This window comes from Bacteroides sp. AM10-21B (assembly GCF_003472565.1).
GTDB lineage: Bacteria > Bacteroidota > Bacteroidia > Bacteroidales > Bacteroidaceae > Bacteroides > Bacteroides propionicigenes.
The window spans coordinates 403,627-425,610 of record NZ_QRME01000001.1 but is presented as its reverse complement, the minus strand read 5'-3'; the positions used below and the strand labels follow the sequence as shown (position 1 = coordinate 425,610).

The 21,984-nt window shown below is 45.9% G+C and carries 11 protein-coding genes, 1 tRNA gene and 1 pseudogene; 6 read left to right on the top strand and 7 right to left on the bottom strand.

The genetic code is table 11. The annotated features are described in order from the left end of the window. The first annotated feature begins 95 nt into the window (after positions 1 to 95). Entirely contained in the window at positions 96 to 839 is a 744-nt protein-coding gene (locus DW121_RS01590; RefSeq protein ID WP_118322892.1) for a NigD-like protein, read from the top strand. A 93-nt stretch (positions 840 to 932) separates the two neighbouring features. On the opposite strand, the gene DW121_RS01585 is transcribed toward DW121_RS01590, so the two are convergent. The 3 genes from DW121_RS01585 to rsfS are packed head-to-tail and all read right to left on the bottom strand — an operon-like array spanning position 933 to position 4,217. Then, on the bottom strand, positions 933 to 1,772 hold the full coding sequence (locus DW121_RS01585; RefSeq protein WP_117711043.1) for a phosphatidate cytidylyltransferase: 840 nt from the start codon (positions 1,770 to 1,772) through the stop codon (positions 933 to 935). A gap of 12 nt (positions 1,773 to 1,784) precedes the next feature. Continuing rightward, on the bottom strand, positions 1,785 to 3,848 hold the full coding sequence (gene ftsH, locus DW121_RS01580; protein ID WP_117711044.1) for an ATP-dependent zinc metalloprotease FtsH: 2,064 nt from the start codon (positions 3,846 to 3,848) through the stop codon (positions 1,785 to 1,787). Between the two features lie 9 nt (positions 3,849 to 3,857). Beyond that, the gene (rsfS, locus tag DW121_RS01575) at positions 3,858 to 4,217 is read right to left on the bottom strand and encodes a ribosome silencing factor (RefSeq protein WP_118322891.1); all 360 of its coding nucleotides are present in this window, start codon (positions 4,215 to 4,217) and stop codon (positions 3,858 to 3,860) included. A gap of 219 nt (positions 4,218 to 4,436) precedes the next feature. On the opposite strand from rsfS, the gene DW121_RS01570 reads away from it, so the two are divergent. Further along, positions 4,437 to 4,510: transfer RNA gene (locus DW121_RS01570), tRNA-Gln, on the top strand. An 87-nt stretch (positions 4,511 to 4,597) separates the two neighbouring features. After that, positions 4,598 to 5,794, top strand: a pseudogene (locus DW121_RS01565) (phosphoribosylaminoimidazolecarboxamide formyltransferase); the annotation flags it as partial. Between the two features lie 128 nt (positions 5,795 to 5,922). On the opposite strand, the gene DW121_RS01560 reads toward DW121_RS01565, so the two are convergent. The 4 genes from DW121_RS01560 to rsmA all read right to left on the bottom strand — a co-directional run bounded on the left by DW121_RS01560 (position 5,923) and on the right by rsmA (position 12,593). Further along, positions 5,923 to 8,343: a polysaccharide lyase family 8 super-sandwich domain-containing protein gene (locus DW121_RS01560; RefSeq protein WP_118322890.1), complete on the bottom strand. Its 2,421-nt coding sequence runs from the start codon at positions 8,341 to 8,343 to the stop codon at positions 5,923 to 5,925. 93 nt (positions 8,344 to 8,436) lie between these two features. Next, on the bottom strand, positions 8,437 to 10,290 hold the full coding sequence (locus DW121_RS01555) for a DUF349 domain-containing protein (RefSeq protein WP_118322889.1): 1,854 nt from the start codon (positions 10,288 to 10,290) through the stop codon (positions 8,437 to 8,439). A 115-nt stretch (positions 10,291 to 10,405) separates the two neighbouring features. Beyond that, positions 10,406 to 11,752 (bottom strand): magnesium transporter, encoded by a 1,347-nt coding sequence (gene mgtE, locus DW121_RS01550; protein WP_249671442.1) that lies wholly within the window; start codon positions 11,750 to 11,752, stop codon positions 10,406 to 10,408. A gap of 34 nt (positions 11,753 to 11,786) precedes the next feature. After that, the gene (gene rsmA, locus DW121_RS01545) at positions 11,787 to 12,593 is read right to left on the bottom strand and encodes a 16S rRNA (adenine(1518)-N(6)/adenine(1519)-N(6))-dimethyltransferase RsmA (protein WP_117711048.1); all 807 of its coding nucleotides are present in this window, start codon (positions 12,591 to 12,593) and stop codon (positions 11,787 to 11,789) included. Between the two features lie 109 nt (positions 12,594 to 12,702). On the opposite strand from rsmA, the gene DW121_RS01540 reads away from it, so the two are divergent. The 3 genes from DW121_RS01540 to DW121_RS01530 all read left to right on the top strand — a co-directional run bounded on the left by DW121_RS01540 (position 12,703) and on the right by DW121_RS01530 (position 21,902). Then, entirely contained in the window at positions 12,703 to 13,686 is a 984-nt protein-coding gene (locus tag DW121_RS01540) for a lysylphosphatidylglycerol synthase transmembrane domain-containing protein (protein WP_118322888.1), read from the top strand. A gap of 78 nt (positions 13,687 to 13,764) precedes the next feature. Then, the gene (locus DW121_RS01535) at positions 13,765 to 15,222 is read left to right on the top strand and encodes an aminoacyl-histidine dipeptidase (protein ID WP_117711050.1); all 1,458 of its coding nucleotides are present in this window, start codon (positions 13,765 to 13,767) and stop codon (positions 15,220 to 15,222) included. Between the two features lie 872 nt (positions 15,223 to 16,094). Beyond that, positions 16,095 to 21,902: an alpha-2-macroglobulin family protein gene (locus DW121_RS01530; RefSeq protein WP_118322887.1), complete on the top strand. Its 5,808-nt coding sequence runs from the start codon at positions 16,095 to 16,097 to the stop codon at positions 21,900 to 21,902. The last annotated feature ends 82 nt before the right edge of the window (positions 21,903 to 21,984 follow it).

The following is a 21,984-nucleotide window of genomic DNA, read 5'->3' as shown; positions in this document are numbered from 1 at the left end:
TGATATTTAATTTCTTGTTAAAAGGAATGAAGCCGGTGCAGTAAATGCCCGGCTTTTGTATTTTCTATACAGAAATAAACGAAAGGACTTTAATTATGAGAAAGCTACATTGGTTATTTATGGCAGTTTGTCTGGCTGTAATGCCTGCACTGCAATCCTGTGATGACAACGACGGATATTCAATCGGTGATTTCACTCCGCCTTTATGGGCTACGGTGCGTGTCACGGGAAATGCTTTTTATCTGGACTGTGATGTTTGGGGAACGCTTTGGCCCGTGAATACGGATTTAGGATGGTATGAACCGGTTGACGGAAAACGTGTGATTACTGTGTTTAATCCTTTGTCTGATGGATTTGACGGATACGATCATGCCGTGAAGCTTCTGCGCCTGCATGATGTGCTGACTAAGGAAGTGGAGACATTGACTCCTGAAACCGAGGAAGAGTTCGGTAATGACCCGGTTCTGATATTTAAGGGGGATATCGGCATTAGCGGGGGATATATGAATATCATGTTCATGCAGAACCTGCCTTCCAAGAATAAACATCGTATCAGTCTGGTACGTCCGCAAGACGATGCGGATTTGTACGGAGAGGACGGCTACATACATTTGGAACTCCGCTATAACGACTATGATGATGTGACGGGGCTGCGTGACTACGGTGCGGTATCGTATAATCTGAACAGTCTCAATGTGACCTCAGAGACAAAGGGCATTAAGCTGAAACTTAATTCGGAGGTAAATGACGAAGTGGAACTGACATTCGATTTTAAGAGCACCGATGATAACGCGAAGGATATGCGTGATGTTGATTTGTCGAAAATGCAGCTGAGATAGGAAATAGGCACGAATTACGCGGAAAACACGGATAAAAGTTTGAAGAGAACCGTGAAAAGCCGTGTAATTCGTGCCTAAAATAATGGTTTCTTGTTAAATCATTGTCAATATATACAGGTAGACTACCGCTGCGGGGATAGCCATTAGTGCACTGTCAAAACGGTCGAGCATTCCGCCATGTCCCGGAAGGATGTTGCCGGAATCTTTGATGCCGAGTTGGCGCTTCATCAGCGATTCGGTCAGGTCTCCCCAAGTACCGAAAATGACTACGATAACTGCCAGTCCTGCCCATTGCCACATAGACATGAAAGGGAAGAAGCGGGCAAATACAAAGGAAGAGGCGATGGAGAAAATCGCTCCGCCTATGCTGCCTTCCCATGATTTCTTGGGAGAAATACGTTCGAACAGACGATGCTTGCCTATTAGGGAGCCAACGCAATATGCCCCTGTATCGCTCAGCCAGATGAATACAAAGATGGAAAGCGGCAGGATGGGGTTGTAGGTTACGCTGCTTGTTTCCGGTGAATTCTGGAAAGCAAGCACATTCAGTAATGCGAAAGGCAAGGCTACGTATAACTGGCTCAACATGGAATATGCCCAGTTGCCGATGGGATTCTTCTTTTTCAGATATAACTCCGTAATCATCAAATAGAGCAATAGGCCTAAATAAGGTAGGAATACACGCGCATCAATGGCGGATGTGCAAAATCCCATGAGTGCAAGGAACAGATAAGCTCCGCCTAAAGCGGTAATCGTTCTGTTGATGCTGACCTCACCGCTTTTATTTACCAAATGGGCGAACTCATGCACGCTCAATGCACTGATGATGGTGAACAGAATTCCGAATGAGAGGGGGCTGTAAAGGATACAGCCCACCAGTATGATTACAAATAATGCACCTGTAATTGCACGTTGTATGAAATTGTTTTTCAAGGTGTTTTCGTTTTAATTATTTGGTTCGGTATTATCCGTATTATCGGTATTGTTGGAAGCCTCTGTGTTGTGGCTTTCTTCTTCTTTCACCTCTTTTTCAGCTTCTTTGGCCTTGGCGGCTTCTTGCTCTTCGGCTTCTTTCAACTCTTTGGAGGTTTTGCCGGCGCTGATGATTTCTTCGGAACGGGAAGCCCACGGGCGTTTGCCGAAGATTTCTTCCACATCTTCCGCAAAGATGACCTCTTTGTCTATCAACTGTTGAGCCAACTTGTTGTGGCCGTCTCTGTTGTCGGAAAGTATCTTTTTGGCACGCTCGTACTGCTCGTTTACCATACGCTTCACTTCTTCATCAATCAACTCGGCAGTCTTTTCGCTGTACGGACGGTTGAAAGAATATTCTTCGTTATTGTAGTAACAGAGATTCGGCAATTTGTCACTCATGCCCAAATAGGCAATCATGCCGTAAGCCTGCTTGGTTACACGTTCTAAGTCGTTCATTGCGCCGGTTGAGATTCTTCCGATGAATAAGTCCTCTGCGGCACGTCCTCCCAAAGTGGCGCACATTTCGTCCAGCATCTGCTCTTTGGTGGTAATCTGGCGTTCTTCGGGCAGATACCAGGCAGCGCCGAGGGCACGTCCGCGTGGAACGATTGTTACTTTAATCAGAGGGTTGGCGTATTCCAACAGCCATGAGATGCTGGCGTGTCCGGCTTCGTGTATGGCGATGGAACGGCGTTCTTCTTCAGTCGTAATTTTGGTTTTCTTTTCCAAACCGCCTACGATACGGTCTACCGCATCCAGGAAGTCTTGCTTTTCTACAAACTTCTTTCCATGGCGGGCGGCAATCAGGGCGGCTTCGTTGCAGACATTAGCGATGTCGGCGCCGGAAAAACCCGGAGTTTGGCGGGCCAGTAACTCTACGTCCACCGTATTGTCTATCTTAATGGGGCGCAGATGTACGCCGAATACTTCTTTACGTTCATTCAAGTCCGGTAAATCAACGTGTATCTGGCGGTCGAAACGTCCGGCACGCAGCAATGCTTTGTCCAAAACGTCCACGCGGTTGGTTGCGGCAAGGATAATGACACCGCTGTTGGAACCGAAACCGTCCATTTCGGTCAGCAATTGGTTCAGTGTGTTCTCGCGTTCATCGTTACCTCCCATAGCGGCTGCCTTGGCACGCGCACGTCCCACTGCATCAATCTCGTCGATGAATACAATGCAAGGCGCTTTCTCTTTGGCTTGGCGGAACAAGTCGCGGACGCGGGAAGCGCCTACACCGACAAACATTTCCACGAAATCGGAACCTGCCAATGAGAAGAACGGTACGTTGGCTTCTCCGGCTACCGCCTTTGCCAACAACGTCTTACCTGTTCCCGGAGGACCTACGAGCAATGCACCCTTAGGTATCTTACCTCCCAAGTCTGTATATTTTTGCGGCTCTTTCAGGAATTCTACGATTTCCTCTACTTCCTGTTTGGCTTCTGCAAGTCCGGCTACATCCTTGAAGGTTACCTTTACCGGAGAGTTCTTCTCAAACAGCTGTGCTTTGGACTTGCCGACACTGAAGATGCCGCCACCGCCGCCCATGCCGCCACCGCCGCTCCAGCGGCGGGACAGGAATATCCAGAAACCGATAAGGAATGCAAACGGCAATATCTGCCAAAGGATTGCACCGAAGTAGTTGCGTTTCTTTTCGTAGCTGATGGAGCCGTCGAAACGCGTTTCGTCTTTTTCCTTCTGCAGGAAGTCACCCAGACTTTCACGTGAGGGAGCTTCTGTCGTAATCAGAGGATTCTTGCCTACACGGCTGGAATCTGCTTTGAATACATTGGGTACATATTGCGGCTTGACGTATGCCTCTACGGAGTTGTCGTCATAACCGGTCACTTTGCTTATGTAGCCGTTACGTACGTATTCCTGAAATTCATCGTAGGGGATGTTTTTGCTGGCTGTACCGCTTTCGTTGGTGAGGTACAGTCCCAGTAACATCATGGCTATAATCATATACAACCAGTTCAAGTTGAACTTGGGCATATTGGTTTTAGCGGGCTTTTTATTGCTGTTATTGTCCATAAGTCTAAATTAGTCGAGATCGGGGATTTGAGTTAGTTTGGCATCTGCCCACAGGTGCTCCAAATTGTAGAAGTCACGCGCTTCCGGCAGAAAAACGTGAACCAGTACATCGGAATAGTCCATGGCTACCCATTCGGCGTTACGTAAACCGTCTACCGCGAAAGGTTTGCTGTTCGCCCCTTTACGGGTGAAGTCTTTTACAGAATCTACAATGGCGCTTACTTGGCTTGGAGAGTTTCCTTGACAGATGACGAAATAATTACATATTGTATCGTCTATTTGGGTAAGGTCTGCTATGACGATTTTTTTTCCTTTTTTATCTTGAATACCTTCTGTTATTTGTTGAATTAAATTTTTAGCTTCGTTCATTACACATTATTAATATTAAACAGGTGACAAATATACGTTGATTTATTATATCAAACACGCAAAAGGGAAAAAGTCTTTCATTTTTTGTTTTTTTTTAGGTATATAATTCTTTGTGTCATGGTGTCTTATCAGATTTTAATGAAAAAAATAACAGAAAATGTTTTGGATTATGGAAAACTTTGTATCTTTGCACCGCAAAACAGAAATGTGATGCTCAATTGGGCTATGGTGTAATGGTAACACTACAGATTCTGGTCCTGTCATTCCTGGTTCGAATCCAGGTAGCCCAACCATAAGACATATATTTAAAGCTAAAGAACCCGCTAAAATCATAATTTAGTGGGTTTTTTTATTGGGTAAAAAAGAGTAAATTTGCAGCAACTCAAACATTACTAATTATGGCAAAAGAATTATCGTTGAAATACGGCTGTAACCCTAATCAAAAGCCGGCCCGCATTTTTATGCAGGAGGGAGAGTTGCCTATCGAAGTCTTGAACGGACGTCCGGGGTATATCAATTTTATGGATGCCTTGAACGGGTGGCAATTGGTGAAAGAATTGAAAGAAGCTACCGGGATGCCGGCCGCTACTTCATTCAAACATGTGAGTCCGGCAGGGGCCGCTATCGGATTGGAGTTGGACGAAACCATGAAAAAGATTTACTTTGTTGATAATCTGCCTCTTTCACCGCTCGCCAATGCCTATGTGCGTGCACGTGGCGCTGACCGTATGTCTTCTTATGGCGATTTCATAGCTTTGAGTGATGTATGCGATGAGGCTACAGCCCGTTTCATCAATCGTGAGGTTTCAGACGGGGTAATTGCTCCGGGATATACCGATGAGGCGCTCGAAATATTGAGAAACAAACGCAAGGGGACTTATAATGTAATCAAGATTAATCCGGCTTATAAACCGGCTCCGATTGAACATAAAGATGTGTTTGGAGTTACTTTTGAGCAAGGACGAAATGAGATAAAATTGAATGGCGAGGAGCTGTTTGCTACTATTCCTACCCGGAATAAGAATTTCTCCGAAGCTGCCAAGCGTGATTTGATGATAGCGCTTATCACTTTGAAATATACTCAGTCTAATTCCGTGTGTTATGTGAAAGACGGTCAGGCGATTGGTATTGGTGCCGGTCAACAAAGCCGAATCCATTGTACCCGTCTGGCAGGAAATAAAGCTGATATATGGTACTTGCGCCAACATCCGAAAGTATTGAGTCTGCCTTGGATTGAGAAGATACGCCGTGCCGACCGTGACAATACGATTGATGTTTACATCAGTGACGATTATGATGACGTATTGGCTGACGGCGTTTGGCAACAATTCTTTACGGAGAAGCCGGAAATACTGACCCGTGAAGAGAAGCGTGCTTGGTTGGATACTTTAAAAGGGGTTGCACTGGGCTCTGATGCTTTCTTCCCCTTTGGTGATAATATTGAACGTGCGCACAAGAGTGGCGTAGAGTTTATAGCGCAGGCCGGAGGCTCGGTGCGCGATGATCATGTTATTGAGACTTGCGATAAGTACGGTATTGCAATGGCGTTTACGGGTATCCGCTTATTCCACCATTAAGATGCTGGCTTAGCTATGATAAACCTCTACTTTACATCTCTCAAGTTGAACTTTAGAGACGTAGAGTAGAGGTTTATTTCAGTATGGCTTATGGCTTGTCGGGAGAGTCAGGGGAAGAATGCGGATGATTAGTCATTTGAAATTATTACATCTATCCCCGGCTTTAGTTTTTCTTGGTTCTGCGGGTCGGCAATTTGTATATCTGTCACTTTTCCTTTGCTTCTCTTTATTTGTACAACGCAGGGTTTCAAGGCTTTCACCTTTATTTTTCCATTGTCAAAAGTGTCGGGATTAAAGAAAACAATTTGCAGAATTCCCGATTCCTGATTGCTAACGGCTTGTATTTCCATGTCATTCCGTTCAATTTTCAGATGTCGGTGGGAGTATGCTTTCATCTTTTCCGGATGGCTGATTCCCGGCACAACGATATATGCGTAAGATGCGTTCCGGGGTGATTTTCCGTGATTAATACTCAGGTTAAATACAGGTATGTTGATTTCCGTAGCGGGATAATTGAAGTTGATTTTTGCCCAGCTGCCTTTTTGTTTGTTCATTCTTAGTTTTACATTATTCTCTTTAGGGAAGAAGTAGGCGATGCTGTCATGCCAAATCCATAACGGAGTTTGTTCAAAAGAAAATTCCCCTTGGACAGCTTGCTGAAGCGTTTTTCTTCCTGTACTTATCCATGCTTTCCCGTCTAAATGGCATTGATTGATGGTGGTAACGATGTCTGCCGGAATATTTGAATCGATGCCGCTGCCTAAGCAGACTACTTCGTTGTCGAACATAAACCATGATTTCCGGGCTTTTACGCCATAATCATTCATCTTGAAGGTCATTACACCGTATTTCCCGTCGGATACTCCGCCTGTGAATGTACCGGTTCCTTTGGTTCCCCAGTCAACGGGATTGCGTTTCTCGCCTGCGGGCAGGGTGGTTCCCGGTATTCTGTCCCACTCCCAAACGGGGAAGATGTCAACATACTCATTACCATTGACACGAATATTGGTAGCGCCGTCACTCATATAGGTTCCGTATAGATTTTCACCGTTGCCGCTTTCGGTTTTGTTGGTGCGTGTTGAGGAAGCGCGTACGGAAAAGTCGTAATTCAGTCTGTTGTGTAGCATATAGTCTGAACAATAATACATTGTATTCCTGTCCGAACGTTGGTAAGATGCTTCCCGGGTGAGGAAACGGCGGGCAATGGCTGCATATTCGTCAGTGTGTGCGGCATCGAGAGTCTGCAAGTTTCCGAACAGGGCCGCACAATCTCCGTAATCCAATGTTCCCTTGCGGCTGACACCCCTGCCTGTTACGCTGAAGTCCAGATATCTGCTGCGGAATACATTGAAGTAGGTGCTGCGGATAAAATTGGAAAACAGGCTGAGTTTTTCCCGGTTCATGGCATATTTCGTACCGTTGAGGATATTGCCCATACGCACTATGTTGTCTACAAACACTGTTCCGTATCCGCCGATGTAGAGTTGCGGTCCGTGCTGGTGATAAGACAAGTCCTCCTGTATGCCTTCGTTCACAACGATTTGTACGGGGTAGAATATTTCATCGGCATTGACACGTACGATACTGTCGTTCTTCAACAGGCAGCCTCTTACTAAATGATGAATGGCAATGTCCATTTTGTTGGCGCCGGTCCATTTGCGCGGATCGCTGCGTTCGCTCATTGTTTGTAGGATAGGCGCGCTGATTTCGGATGGGAGTTTCTTTTGTCCTGCATCCATCAGGGCGAGGAGTGAGGCTTGTGTCTGCGGTACGGAAATCTGGTTGAACCACCAGTTAAAACAGGTAGGGTCTTGTTTCACCCAATATTGGAGGGCGGTTCTGATGGCATTGTATAATACTTTGTTGCCGTAATAGCGGGAGTTTTCATCAGTATATGAAGTGGCAATTGTAACCAAACGCTTCAAGTGTTCCACCGGTTCCCAATTGGTACGGAAGAAGCAAGCATAATCCAAATCGCTCCATTTGCCTTCCGGAAGCATGGAACGTAATAATCTTTCTGTGATTTGGTCTGTTTGCTGTGAAGTAGCTTTGGCATATAGTTCCTCACGCACCCGTTTAAGTATTTGTTCATATTCATCTTGCGGAATGCCGGTTTGGTTTTGGCTGCGTTTTCCATTGGCAGGATTGTAGTAGGCGGGATAGGAGGGGGCTTGACGTTTTATCTCTCCTGACATTTCCAAAGTAACTACTTCTTTTGCCGCTCTGTTAGTGTAAATCTCGGCTACAAGGTTGATGCTGTTTTCCGTTCTGCCTTCCGGGTGATAGACCAACCGTATTGTTCCTTCTTCGCCGGGGCGGTAGACTTTATCGGCCCACTCGGATGAGGTGCATCCGCAACCGGTAATGATGTTTTTGATGGTCAAAGGCTTGTCTCCGGTATTCACGAACCGGAAATTATGGCTCACATTTCCGTCTTTTTCCTGAACGATTCCCCAATTGAATTTGGTTTCCGAGAATGTAATTTCTTGTGCCGGTAACAGGCTGTTTGCGGCCAGTAGTACGATACCTAAGGTTAGAATTCTTTTCATAATTTAGAGTGAGATAAGATTAGATAAAAAAGAGGTTATGTCAAAAAGCCTTCAATCCTTTTGGCATAACCTCGTATAATTAGGTTCAAAAAATTATTCCGCTTCGTTGATTGAATTGTCAATCACTTTAATTTTCTGTTTAACCAGTTCTATATCACTTTTCAGTTTCTCAACTTTACGGTTAAGTTCGGTCAAAAGGCTGTTGCCTTTCTTGGAAGACGCTGTAAGGAAGCCCAGGTTGTTTTCGTAGGTCTGCAATTCGTTTTTCATGTTTTCGCAGGCACGTACCAGTTTGTCTCGTTCACGGTAGAGGGCTTGCGGGCTGCCTTCCTGTATATTGCTGATAGATGATTTGAAGTTACTTAACTTCTTATTGGAAGCGCTGATGTTGAAGCGTTCAAACAACTTGTCTATCTGGCTATGATATTGTTTGTAAATCTTGTCTTTTTCTTTGAATGGCACGTGCCCTATGCCGTTCCATTCTTTCATAAGTTCACGGACCAGTTGAGTGGCTTCTTCCACATCCATTGTTTCGTCAATGGCGGTCAGTTTCTCGATAATGGCTTTTTTCTTCTCCAGATTCTCCTGCTCAACGGAACGTTGTGAAGAAGTTGCTTTATTCTTTTGTTCAAAGAAGTAGTCGCAGGCGGAGATGAACCGTTTCCATATGGCATCCGAATATTTCTTGGCAACAGGACCTACTGTTTTCCACTCTTTTTGGAGTTTGGTCAGTTCGTCCGCTGTTGCTTTCCAGTCAGTACTGTCTTTCAGAGCCTCTGCTTTTTCGCATAAGGCACGTTTCTTTTCAAGGTTCTCGTTCATCCCTTCTTTCAGAGACTTGAAGAACTCGCCTTTCTTTTGGAAAAACTCATCACAGGCTTTGCGGAACCGTTCAAATATCTTTACGTTCATCTTTTGCGGGGCAAAGCCGATAGTTTTCCATTTGTTTTGCAAAGCGATGATTTCCTGAGTCTTGTTTTCCCAAGAAGCAAAGTTGGTAAGCTCACTATAATCAATGGACTCGATGATTTCGCAGATTACGGTCTTTTGGTCGAGATTGTGTTGTTCTGTCTCCTTCAAAGCCTCAAAATGCTGTTGGTGACGACGGTTTACGGTAGTAGAGGCAGCTTTGAAGCGTGCCCATATTTCGTCGCGCAGTTCTTTTGCTACCGGTCCTGTATCGCGAAATTCCTGATGCAATTTCTGCAATTGGTGGAAAGCGGAAACTACATCCGGTTCGTCTGCCAGTTTCTCGGCGGCTTCGCAAAGATGATTCTTTATTTCAAGATTCTTTTTGAAGTCGTATTCACGAAATTCGTTGTTCAGTTTTAAAAGGTCGTAGAACTTCTCGACGTACAGCTGGTAGTTCTTCCACAATTCGTTAATCTTGGCTTGCGGCACAATTTTAACCTCGTTCCATTGCTGCTGCAACTTCTTGAATTCCGTATAGTTCTTGTTGGCGTCTTCCGGAGATTCCACCAATTCTTTCAGTTCCTCGATGATAGAAAGCTTGATTTGCAGGTTGAGTTCTTTCAGTTTCTCCTGTTCTGCATTGAGTGCGCTTCTTTTTTCCTTGATGACGGACATGGTGTTTTTGAATTCCTCTTCCAAAGCGTCGGCTTGTGGAACAAACTCTTCAATAGCTCCTCCATTCTCAACGAATTGCTTCTTTGCGGCTTCCTGCTCTGAGTTATGTAGTTTGTAGAAAGCCTGTTTCAAACCGTCTATCTCCGATTTGGCTGCATTCTCCACGTCTGCTGCAATCTCTTTAAGCTTGTTCAGGATTTCTTCTTTAGTGAGCTTTTGAACTGATTCGGCCGGCTTGTCAGTCAAGGTTGCCTCAGCGGGAGTTTCTGTTGTTGCCGGCTCAGAAACCTCTGCTGTTTTCTTGTCTTCTTCTAATTCCACCGGTTTGTCGGGGAGATTAGTGTCATGAGTGTCCGTCATTTGTATTTACTTTTTAGAAACGGGATGCCCCGTTCGGGTTACATTAGGTTACAAATTAATGAAATAAAATGATTACTTCATACTTTTTCCTTTAATTTTTTTCAAATTAGCCGTTTCAGGCCAATAGTACGGTGATACCCATATACATCATCATGCCGATAATGTCGTTGGTAATGGATATAAACGGACCTGTGGCAATGGCCGGGTCCACTTTCAGCTTTTCGAGTGTCATGGGGACTAATGTTCCGAATATGGAAGCAAACATGACAACGGCAAACAGGCTGATAGATACGGAGTAGGTAACTGTGGCCGTACCGCCGAATCGTACAAAGTTATATATGTATACCAATAAGGATATGATAGTCGCATTGATTACCGCCACTACGGATTCTTTGGCAATTTGCTTGAATGTATCTTTTGCATCCAGAGAACTGTTGGCAAGGCCTTGGACAATGATTGCGGAGGACTGGGTTCCTACGTTTCCACCCGTACCTCCGATTAGCGGGATGTACAGAGCCATTTCAGGATGTGCGGCGAAAGTCGCGTCAAAATTACCTAATATCATGGAGTTGCCGATACCGCCCAGCATACCGATAAGCAACCACGGCAGGCGTGCGGAAGTCTGGCGCATGACGTTGTCGTCTGTTTCTACGTCCTGTGACAAACCGGATGCCAATTGGTAATCGCGTTCCGATTGTTCGCGAACCTCGTCCATTACGTCGTCTACGGTAATTTGCCCTACCAGACGGCCTATACTGTCGACAACGGGCACCGCTACCAAGTCGTATTTCTCGATAATCTGTACCACTTCGTCCGTGGGAGTGTCTACATGGACGGAAATGGGGTCTTTCCTCATTACATGTTTCACTTTGGAGACGGACGGCGAGGTAATCATCTTCTTCAACGGGAATACACCCTGCAGGCGTTCGTCATCGTCAATGACGTATACGTAGTAGATTTCGTCCAGCTGTTCAGCTTGCAGGCGCATTTCTTTCAGACATTCCGGCATACTCCAGTTCTCGTTGACGGTTACCATTTCCGTACCCATCAAACCGCCGGCGGTGTCTTCATCGTATTTCAACAGGTCTACGATGTCTCCGGCCTGCTCTATATCCTCAATATGCGAGAGGACTTCTTCCTTTTTCTCCTCGTCGAGGTCACGCATCAGGTCTACGGCATCGTCCGTATCCATATAATCCACAAACCGTTTGGCAATGGTTTCCGAAGGCAGAAGTTCCAAGAACTCCTTCCGGACGTCTTCATCCATTTCTACCAGTACGTCGGCGGCTGTTTCGTTGTCGAGGAGACGATAAACGAAGCGTGCCTCTTCGGGCGCGAGGTCATTACACAATTCGGCAATGTCTGCCGGATGCAGGTCGATAAGAAGCGCCTTGACGTTTTCCGCGTCTTTCTGCTCTATAAAGCTTTTGACTTTATCTATGTATTCTTCGTCTATTTCCATTGTGTATTGCCTAAGGCTGAAAGCCGTTAAATACTCATTTGTCCGTTTCTTCTTTCATCTCCTTCAACGCTGTTTCCACCCGGTTGGTCAACTCTATGAATTCCTGTACGGAAAGCTGTTCGGGACGTTTGTTGAAGAGGACGTCTTCGGTCAGCGGACATTCTTTGCCGAGTATCGGTTTTATGGAGTTGCGCAGGGTTTTCCGGCGCTGGTTGAATGTGGTTTTCACCACCTGCTTGAACAACTTTTCGTCGCATCCCAATTGTTGCGTGTCATTACGCGTCATGCGGATAACGGCGCTTTTCACTTTGGGAGGCGGGTTGAATACGTGCTCGCTTACGGTGAAGAGGTACTCCACGCGATACCAAGCCTGTATCAGTACACTCAGAATGCCGTACGTCTTGCTGCCCGGACCGGCGGCGATGCGCTCGGCAACTTCTTTCTGTATCATGCCCGTACAGCATGGTATCAAGTCTTTGTTGTCCAGCATCTTGAAGAAAATCTGGCTGGATATGTTATAGGGATAGTTACCCGTCAGTACGAAAGGCTGCCCGTCGAACAGACGTTGCAGGTTCATTTTCAAGAAGTCGTCTTCTATGATATTATCCTCCAATTGCGGGTAGGCTTCCCGCAGATAGGCCACCGATTCGTAATCCACTTCCACAACTTTTACCGTGCGCTCTTTGGGTAGAAGGAATTGCGTCAGCACCCCCATACCCGGTCCCACTTCCAGTATCGGAAGTTTGGGGCAGGCGTCTACGGTGTCGGCAATGTCCTGAGCCACTTTCAAGTCTTTCAGAAAGTGCTGGCCGAGAAACTTTTTAGGTTTAACTAATCTCATGTATCAACTAAATCGTTACTTTTGCGGTTCAAAGGTAATCCTTTTCGGCGAATTACGAGTTACAAATCACAAATTACGACGTGTGCCGGATGAATTTTAAGGTAAAACGATGAATAAGATAATAAAAAAGACATTGAAAATCGTGTTGCCCGTTCTTTTGGGCGGTTTTATCCTGTATTGGGTGTATCGTGATTTTGATTTTGAACGCGCAAAAGAGGTGCTTTTGTATGGCACGAATTGGGGCTGGATGTTGCTTTCACTGTTCTTTGGCGTGATGAGCCATGTGTTTCGCGGGTGGCGTTGGCGGCAGACGCTGGAACCGCTGGGGGCTTATCCTAAGAGGAGCGATTGCGTGGATGCCATATTCATTTCCTATGCTACCAATTTGATATTGCCCCGTGTGGGCGAGGTGTCGCGTTGCGGTGTTTTGGCTAAGTATGATGATGTTTCATTCTCCAAATCTTTGGGAACTGTGGTAACCGAGCGTTTGGTGGACACTTGGTGTATCTTCCTGATTACGGGATTTACTTTTCTGGCGCAGATGCCGGTGTTTCTCCGCTTCTTTCAGGAGACGGGTACAAAAATTCCTTCACTGATGCACCTGCTGACCTCTCCCTGGTTTTATGTTTCCCTGTTTTGTGTTATCGGTGTGCTGGTGCTGATGTACTATCTGATGCGGATGCTTTCTTTTTTTGAGAAGGTGAAGGGAGTTGTGCTGAATGTGTGTGAAGGGGTGATGTCGCTTCGTAATGTGAAGAATATCCCCTTGTTTATTCTCTATACCTTACTTATATGGGGATGTTATTTCTATCATTTCTATCTGACTTTCTATTGCTTTTCTTTTACGGAACATCTTAGTTTTCAAGCTGCAATGGTGATGTTTGTAGGCGGAACATTTGCTGTAATTGTTCCTACGCCCAATGGGGCGGGGCCTTGGCACTTTGCCGTTATCACCATGATGATGCTTTACGGTGTGAGTGCCACGGATGCGGGCGTGTTTGCGTTGATAGTACACGGTATTCAAACCTTACTGGTTATAGTGCTTGGTATCTATGGCGGTTTACACGTTTCGTTAGCGAACCGTATAAAGTGAATTAGAAGACTTTTGCGTTACCGATTGGAGGGATATTGAAAAATAACTCTTATATTTGCGAAAACAACTTTTATAATTATGAGTACAATCTTACAGTTGGCTCCACAAAATGTGTGGAAGCATTTCTATTCGCTGACTCAGATACCCCGTCCGTCCGGACATATGGAGAAAATAACTGAGTTCTTGATAAATTTCGGTAAGGGCTTGGGTTTGGAATCATTTGTTGACGAGGTCGGCAATGTCATTATCCGCAAACCGGCTACTCCGGGTATGGAAAACCGCAAAGGTGTCATTCTGCAGGCCCATATGGATATGGTTCCGCAGAAGAACAACGATACAGTTCATGATTTTACCAAAGACCCCATTGAAACCTACATTGACGGTGATTGGCTGAAGGCCAAAGGCACCACTCTGGGCGCAGATGATGGTTTGGGTGTAGCCGCTATCATGGCGGTACTTGAGGCGAAAGACCTGAAACATGGTCCATTGGAAGCGTTGATTACCAAGGATGAGGAAACGGGTATGTACGGCGCATTCGGTTTGAAGCCGGGCACGCTGAACGGTGAGATTCTGCTGAATCTTGATTCGGAGGACGAAGGAGAACTTTATATCGGTTGCGCGGGCGGCATCGACATTACGGCTACGCTGGAATATAAGGAAGAAGCTCCTGCAGCTGATTTCGTAGCCCGTCGGATAACTTTGAAGGGATTGCGTGGCGGACATTCCGGATTGGAAATCAATCAGGGACGTGGCAATGCCAATAAGCTGCTTGCCCGTATCGTACATGACTTACTGATTGAGTTCGATTGCCAGTTGTCAAGTTTTGAAGGTGGTAATATGCGCAATGCCATTCCGCGTGAGGCACACGCTGTATTGGTGTTTAATCCTGAAGACATCGAAGGATTGGAAGACTATATCAAGGAATATGAGGTGCAGATTAATGAAGAATATACACCGATTGAAGAAGGCATTACCTTGAAATTGGAAAATGTAGATTTGCCTGCCGCCATTGTTCCCGAAGAAATTCAGGACAATATGATTAGTGTGCTAATGGCTTGTCAAAATGGAGTAATGCGTATGATTCCTACAGTTCCCGATACGGTGGAGACTTCTTCCAATCTGGCCATTGTGACGATTGAAGGCGGCAAGGCGGATGTTCGTATATTGGCTCGCAGTTCTTGTGATACAATGAAGGACTTCTTGGCAGATAGCTTGACTGCGTGCTTCTCTATGGCAGGCATGAAAGTGGAATTGAGCGGCGGCTACTCAGGCTGGCAACCTAATGTGGATTCTCCGATTCTGCATGCCATGACATTATCCTATAAGCAACAATTTGGTGTAGAACCGGCTGTGAAGGTGATTCATGCAGGCTTGGAATGCGGCATTATCGGTGCCAACTGTCCGGGGCTTGACATGATTTCTTTCGGTCCTACGTTGCGCTCACCGCACTCACCCGATGAACGTGCATACATTCCGTCTGTGACGAAGTTCTATGACTTCTTGGTTGCGACTTTGGAACAGACTCCTGAAAAGTAATTTTCTTTATACCTTATACATAATAAGACGGAAAGCGGGACACTTTAAACGTGCCCCGCTTTTTATTACTGCCATTTTGACTTTGGCCTGTCAGAATAACTTTGCTTTACCGCCATTCTGACTCTTCTTATTGTTGCAACTTTGCAGAAAATTGATTTAGGTCAAGAAATATGTTATAAAACATCTTTTTCTATGTGTTTTCACTTGCTATCTTGAACAAAGGCCTTATTTTTGTGTTGTAAAACATAGAAATAATAGGATAACAGGTTATTTTTAAGAGTAACAAGATTGATTTTAGGAGGATAACAAAATGAAAAAGTTAAGGAGTTTGTTCAGACATTTCGGCGAGGCCGATAAGAACATTTGGGGTTATGTAATGCTTTAAGCATTCATCCCCTTTTTAAGAGAGAAATTAGTTTTCAGTTTTCAAGATGTTAGTTTAATTTTTTAAGGTTATGAAAAAGAAGATTATGAGCTCATTCAGACGTATTCTCGCAGAGGTAGGTCGTAATGAGATGTTAATGATGGGTTACACCATTAAGAAGTAAAGAAAAAAAAGTTTTCAGGGTATTTAATTTAATTGATAAGATTATGGGAAAAAAGATTGTAAATTCTTTCAAAGAGGTTCTTACTAAAGTTGGTGAGAACTGGATTGAAGCAATGAAGTATTATAACTACCCAAGATGAGTGTAGTAATCGATAAGAGACCGGGGGATATGTTCTGAGAATGTATCCCTCGTTTTTTTATATTTGTTACCGAGGAGGATTGTGTCAGCATATGCTTTGTTTTTTTTATTTTTTACTAAAAGTCGGCACAACATAACTATTAATTTGTTATTTTTGTTTCTAACCACTATAACAATAGAATAGCTATGAAGAAATTCCAAAGATTTTGTACATTGTTTCTGCTGATGATTGGAGTGTGCTTCCTTTCCTTGCATGCTCAGTCCTATGACAACCTGTGGAAACAGGTAGAGCAAGCTCAAAAGAAGAGTTTGCCGCAAACTGCAGTGAAGCTGACGGGGAAAATTTACCGGAAAGCCGAGCTGGAGAAGAACGCTCCGCAAATGCTAAAGGCATATATCTATCGGGAAGCTTATCAGGAAAGACTGACTCCGGATAGCCTGTATACTAATTTAAGGAATCTGGAAAGTTGGGTGAAATCGGAACCGAACCCCGTAAGCAAAGCTATTCTGCATTCACTGCTTGCCCGCGAATATGCGGATTATATGCGAGGCAACCGGCGGCTGTTGTCGGAACGTACGTCTTTGGACGTAGACGAAGCCCCTGCAGACATTCGTGAGTGGAGCGATAATCTTTTTGTTGCTAAGGTAGACGAACATAACCTTGCCTCATTGCGGGATTCCCTCCGCTTGCTTGAAGTCTCTTCCAAGGAATATGTGCCTTTTGTAGTGCTGGAAGACGGAAGCCGTTTTTACGGGCACGATATGTACCATCTGCTGGCGACCCGTGCAGTCGACACTTATCGGCTATTGGACGGCTTTCGGGTGGATTCATTGCAACGCGCCCGGATTGGCGGTATTTATACAGAGATGATAAAGGCTTACCGGCATCGTAACGGGGCGGAAGACGCCGTGATACTGGCAACGCTTGATTACTGGAAGTGGAAAGTAGCCGGTGGCGGTATAAACCGCGAACCTTATGCCGCTTATCGTGAGCGAAAAGAAGAACTCAATAAAGAATATCTCGAAGTTTTGGACAATCTGATTCGGGAATATGGCACGCGTGAAGTCTGTGCGGAAGTCTACATTTGTAAGGCCGACCGGCTCCGCAGTTTGGGAGGAACTTATATTGATGGGGCTTTGCAGACCTGTGATGAAGGGGTGAAACGCTACTCGGCTTATAAGCGTGTTAATGAACTGCGGAACATACGGGAAAATATCCTGCAACCCTATTTGGATATTAATACCCAGGGGAGTGTTTATCCCGGTGACTCATTGAAGTTGGACGTGACCTATCGTAATCTGAAAGGATTTACGCTGAACCTGTACCGTACGAATCTGTCCGAAATACCTTGGATGGATACCGGAATAAACAAGGCATTCTATCAGAAACATGCCCGTAAATTGTCTGCAACTCATTTTGAACTGGATGCTTTCACTGGGCAAGATGGAAAACAAGGAGAGTCATCAAACAACCTGCAACGTACGGACTTGAAGTTTTATGTGCCGGACGAACCGGGCGTTTATATATTACAGATTGTGCCGGATGTCGCAACAGCCCGTACGGCAGATTCATTTCTTGTTTCAACCCGTTTCAAGGTATTGACGCTGTCTCTGCCGGATAACAAAGTGGAAGTGGTTACGGTAGATAGCCGTAGCGGACAACCTATTTCCGATGCAACGGTCAGTTTCTATTCCGCGTACAATGAAAAAGACCGCAAACTGGTGCAGACGGTTACTACCGATGCCGGCGGCAAGGCTGTTGTAGAATGGAATAAAACTATCCGCAGCTATGTGGCGCGTAAAGGGACAGATACCGCTATGATGCCTCAGATTATTTATTTGAACAGATATTACGAGCGCGGTGAGTCGCGTCCGGAAGAACATATCACTCTGCTGACGGACCGTTCTTTGTATCGTCCCGGTCAGACTGTTTATGTCAAAGGCATCGCTTATGAACAGGAAACGGATAAGGCCCAAGTTCTGGCAGGAAAGAGTTATCAGGTACGTTTGTTGGACGTAAACAGAAAAGAACTGGTACAGAAGAACGTCAATACCAACGAATTCGGTTCCTTTACGACAGAATTGGTGTTGCCGACAGTTTGCTTGAATGGTAACTTTACGGTTGAAGTCAAAAACAGAACGTCCGTTTCCGTACGGGTGGAGGATTACAAGCGGCCTACCTTTGAGATTACTTTTAATCCGGTGAAAGAAGCCTTCTGTTTGGGAGAGACGGTAGATGTGACCGGCAATGTCAAGGCATATAATGGCATGGCCATTCAGGATGTTCCGTTGGTATATACTGTTACCCGTCGTAACAATTGGAGATACTGGGGACAAGGTGCTGCACCGCTTGCCTCGGACACGGTGCAGCTGGATGCGAAAGGTAACTTCTCCATTCCGGTTGTTCTGAAGCCGGGCGCAGATACGGACAGAATGGGCGGGGAACGCTTTTCCTATCAAATAGAAGTGTCGGTCACAGGGGATGCGGGCGAAACGCAGACTTCGCAGTGTCACCTAAGCGCTGCCCGTCAAGCCTATTTCTTTATGCCCGATATTAACAGGGAGTTGTGCAAAGAAGATTCCATATCGGGAAAACTGGCAGTGATGAATGCCGTGAACGAGACGTTGTCCATGGAAGGAATTTGTCGTCTGTATCCGGTGCTCGACTCTAAAACGGGAAGAATATCAGATAAGCCGGTTTATGAAAGTACCTTTACATCGGGTGAAACGAAAGACTTCGCTGCTTGGAAACAACTACCGTCGGGAGAGTACCGCTTTGTCCTGTCGGTTCGCGACCGCGACGGTAAGGAGGTCAGCAATGCGGACAATACGGTGAATATTGTGTTGTTCTCATTGACAGATACCCGTCCGGCTATGTTTATGGAAACCTTCCTCTATGAAAAGAATACGGAGTTCGATGCAACCCATCCGGCACTCTTCTACTTCGGCACTTCCATGAAGGACGCCTATGTTTTGGTAGACGTTTTCGGGCGGAAGGGAAGGCTGGAGAGCCGTACTCTGTCATTGAGCGATTCGATTCTCCGTATGGAATATCCTTATCGGGAGGAGTATGGAGACGGGGTTGCCGTGCAGTTTACCTTCGTAAAGAACGGACAGCTATATACCCGTAGGGTGGAATTGCGGAAACGCCTGCCTGAACGGACATTGGATATGAAGTGGGAAGTCTTCCGCGACCGTTTGCGTCCGGGACAGGAAGAAGAGTGGAGGCTGGTTATCAAGACTCCGCAAGGTTTTCCTGCTGCCGCCGAGATGCTGGCAATGATGTATGATGCCTCATTAGACCGGATTTATAGCCGCAGTCAGTCGTTAAGCGTTTATTACAACCGGTATATTCCTTATTACTATTGGGATAGCAATAATAACAACGGAAAGAGTTATGCTCCTTATTTCCCCACGAAGTCGTGGACAGTTCCCGTTTGGCACTTTGACTATTTCATTTCGCCCTATACCGGAGTGGCGGAAGTCTTGCAAATTGTCGAAAATAGTGCGATTGTCAGTGGATCCGGATACGGAACCACCAGAAACAAGATGATAGCCGGACGGGCGGTTGAAGCGAAGTATGTTCCGGCACAGGTGGAAGAAGGGGTTGCGGATGTTGTTTTTGAATCGGAAACTATTCCTCTTGACGGGCAGACATTACAACCGGTAGCTGACTTGCGTACTAATTTTGCCGAAACGGCCTTCTTCTATCCTCAACTGCGTACGAATGAACAGGGAGAGATTGCTTTCTCCTTCACTATGCCGCAGAGCCTGACACGCTGGAATTTCCGGGGCTATTCCCATACCCGGGATATGATGACAGGTATGCTTGATGCTACTGCTGCCACTGCCAAAGAGTTTATGCTTACTCCGAATATGCCCCGCTTTGTACGGGTAGGCGATAAGACACAGATAGCTGTCGGTGTTGCCAACCTGACGGGGAAGGCGGTAAAAGGCACAGTCGTATTCACCCTTTTCGATCCGGTGACGGAGAAGATTATCTCCACCCGGCGTCAGAAGTTCTCGGTAGAAGCCGGAAAGACGGTATCGGTTGATTTCAGGTTTGATGTAACGGAACGTTACGACCTGCTTGGTGTACGTATGGTGGCAGACGGCGGTACATTCAGTGACGGGGAACAGCATCTGTTGCCTGTTTTAAGCAATAAGGAGTATATTACGGAGACGCTTGCCATGCCTGTTCGTGGTGAAGAAACACGTACTTTCTCGCTGGACAGTCTGTTCAACGGTAACAGTCGTACGGCAACCGACCGTCGTCTGACGGTGGAATTTACGGGTAATCCGGCATGGTATGCCGTACAAGCTTTGCCTGTCTTGAGCCAGCCTGCAACCGATAATGCCATTTCTTGGGCAACCGCTTTCTATGCTAACAGCTTGGCTGGGTATATCGCTAATAACCAGCCGCGCATTAAGGCGGTGTTTGATAACTGGCGACTGTCGGGCGGAACAAAAGAGACTTTCCTCAGCCAATTGGAGAAGAACCAAGATGTGAAAAACATCCTGTTGGATGAGTCTCCCTGGTTGCTGGAGGCTACTACTGAGGCGGAGCAACAACAACGCATTGCTACCTTGTTCGATGTTAATCAATTAAATTACCGTAATATGTCGTCTTTGCTTAAACTGAAAGAATTGCAGGGTGAGGAAGGCGCATGGAGTTGGTTTGGCGGTATGTCCGGCAACCGTTATGTCACAAGTTATATCACCGGGTTGCTCGTCCGGCTTTCTTTGTTTACGGATAAGACACTGCCGGAAGAAGTAGCGGGAATGAAGGATAAGGCTTTTGATTATCTGAATAAGGAAGCCCTGAAAGAATACCGGGCTATCCGCAAGGCAGAGAAGAATGGGGCTAAAATTACCGTTTTGTCGGATGCCGTTATGGAATATTTGTATCTGGTGGCTCTCGGTTCGGAAAAACTGTCCGGTGAATATGCCAAAGCATTCGATTACTTTCTTACCAAGTTGGGACGTAACCTTGAGAACGGTACAATGATTTGTAAAGCGCAGACCGCCATTATTCTGCAGACGGTGGGACGCAGGACGGAAGCGAATGAGTTTATAGCTTCCATAAAAGAACATCTTGTACAAACGGATGAGATGGGAGCGCATTTTGCTTTCTATGCCAATCCTTATACTTGGGGCATGATGCCGGTTCCTGCTCATGTGGCTGTCATGGAAGCCTTGCACAAGGCAGGCGGCAATGATGCTTTGGTAGAAGAAATGAAGCTTTGGCTGTTGAAACAGAAACAGGCGACGGCATGGAATTCTCCGGTGGCTACCGCCGATGCGATTTATGCTTTGCTTTGCCGGGGCAACAATTTGCTGGAAAGCAAAGGGGATGTCCGCATTATTTTAGGCAATAAGGTGCTGGAAACTCTTTCTCCGGCAAAGACCACTGTGCCGGGATTGGGATACATCAAGGAAGTCTTTACGCAAGGCAGTCCTGAACTGAAGGCAACGTCCGTTACCATAGAGAAGAGGGATGCGGGCATTGCATGGGGAGCTGTCTATGCGCAGTATTTGTCGCCCATATCCGACGTGAAACAACAAGGCGGTGAACTGAATATTGAAAAGAAACTCTTTGTAGAGCGTATCTCGGCAGACGGACAGAAATCTCTGCAACCATTGTCGGATGCCGCACAGCTTTCAGTAGGTGATAAGGTTGTGTCCCGGCTCACGCTCCGTTTGGACCGTGCCATGGACTTTATTCAGTTGAAAGACCAACGTGGCGCTTGCTTCGAACCGGTAAGCTCGCTTTCGGGGTATCGTTGGAGCAGCGGTTTCGGATATTATGCAGAGGTGGAAGATGCCGGGGCCAATTTCTTCTTCGACCACTTGGGCAAAGGCGTCTATGTACTGGAGCATAGCTACCGGGTGGCTCGTGGCGGTACGTACGAAACCGGACTGGCTACCGTGCAATGCGCTTATGCACCGGAATATGCTTCCCACTCTGCGGGAGGAACTGTTGTAATCAAATAGGGTAGGTGGATTTTACTTGCTATCGAATGTTTATAGGTTATAAAAAGCGGAAAGAAAATCTGTGTATCTCACTTAAAAACTT

Coding starts and splice junctions, on each gene's coding strand:
- DW121_RS01535 (WP_117711050.1), top strand. CDS start 13,765: ATGAGTACAATCTTACAGTTGGCTCCACAAAATGTGTGGAAGCATTTC.
- ftsH (WP_117711044.1), bottom strand. CDS start 3,848: ATGGACAATAACAGCAATAAAAAGCCCGCTAAAACCAATATGCCCAAG.
- DW121_RS01590 (WP_118322892.1), top strand. CDS start 96: ATGAGAAAGCTACATTGGTTATTTATGGCAGTTTGTCTGGCTGTAATG.
- mgtE (WP_249671442.1), bottom strand. CDS start 11,752: ATGGAAATAGACGAAGAATACATAGATAAAGTCAAAAGCTTTATAGAG.
- DW121_RS01555 (WP_118322889.1), bottom strand. CDS start 10,290: ATGACGGACACTCATGACACTAATCTCCCCGACAAACCGGTGGAATTA.
- rsfS (WP_118322891.1), bottom strand. CDS start 4,217: ATGAACGAAGCTAAAAATTTAATTCAACAAATAACAGAAGGTATTCAA.
- DW121_RS01560 (WP_118322890.1), bottom strand. CDS start 8,343: ATGAAAAGAATTCTAACCTTAGGTATCGTACTACTGGCCGCAAACAGC.
- DW121_RS01540 (WP_118322888.1), top strand. CDS start 12,703: ATGAATAAGATAATAAAAAAGACATTGAAAATCGTGTTGCCCGTTCTT.
- rsmA (WP_117711048.1), bottom strand. CDS start 12,593: ATGAGATTAGTTAAACCTAAAAAGTTTCTCGGCCAGCACTTTCTGAAA.
- DW121_RS01530 (WP_118322887.1), top strand. CDS start 16,095: ATGAAGAAATTCCAAAGATTTTGTACATTGTTTCTGCTGATGATTGGA.